Source organism: Acidiphilium sp. PM, assembly GCF_000219295.1.
Classification (GTDB): Bacteria; Pseudomonadota; Alphaproteobacteria; order Acetobacterales; family Acetobacteraceae; genus Acidiphilium; species Acidiphilium multivorum.
Genome location: NZ_AFPR01000351.1, coordinates 1 through 609, shown reverse-complemented (window position 1 = coordinate 609; position 609 = coordinate 1). Strand labels below are relative to the sequence as shown.

Below are 609 nucleotides of genomic sequence, written 5' to 3'. Positions count from 1 at the left end.
GCGCCAATTTCCTCCGGCCGGTGTTCATAGGGAAAGAGGAACTCGACGGCATCGAACCCCGCATCCGCGGCGGCGGCGAAGCGGTCGAGGAACGGCACCTCGTTGAACATCATCGAGAGATTGGCGGCGAAGCGGGGCATGGGGCCCTCCGGATCAGGCAGATGGGGTCAGGACGGTTCGGGCAGCGAGATCGGCGCGATGCGGGCGAAGAGCCGGGCGACGGAGGCATCGTCGTCCCGCCCCATGCCGGCGGCGGCGGTCATCAGGAAGAGTTGCAGCGCTTCGGAGGCCATCGGCACCGGCATCCGGCCGCGCCGCGCCATGTCGAGCACGATGCCGAGATCCTTGGTGAAGATGTCCACCGCGCTGCGCGGGGCGTAGTCGGCATCGAGAATGTGGGGGACGCGGTTCTCGAACATCCAGCTGTTGCCGGCGGAACCGGTGATCACCTCGTAGACGCGGCGCAGGTCGAGGCCCATCGAGGCGGCGAAGGCGACGGCCTCGCAGGCGGCGGCGATGTGCACGCCGGCGAGGAGCTGGTTGACCATCTTGAAGCCGGCGCCGGTGCCCGGCTCGTCGCCCAGCTCGTGGATGGTGGCGGCCATCGCG

The 609-nt window shown here is 69.1% G+C and carries 1 protein-coding gene and 1 pseudogene; both read right to left on the bottom strand.

Annotated features, from left to right (window positions below):
• A pseudogene (locus tag APM_RS12550) lies at window positions 1-140 on the bottom strand (hydroxypyruvate isomerase); the annotation flags it as partial.
• Window positions 141-167: 27 nt separating this feature from the next.
• Window positions 168-609, bottom strand: a 442-nt coding sequence (locus APM_RS12545; RefSeq protein ID WP_007423749.1) for an NAD-binding protein, incomplete at its 5' end; no start/stop codon positions are given.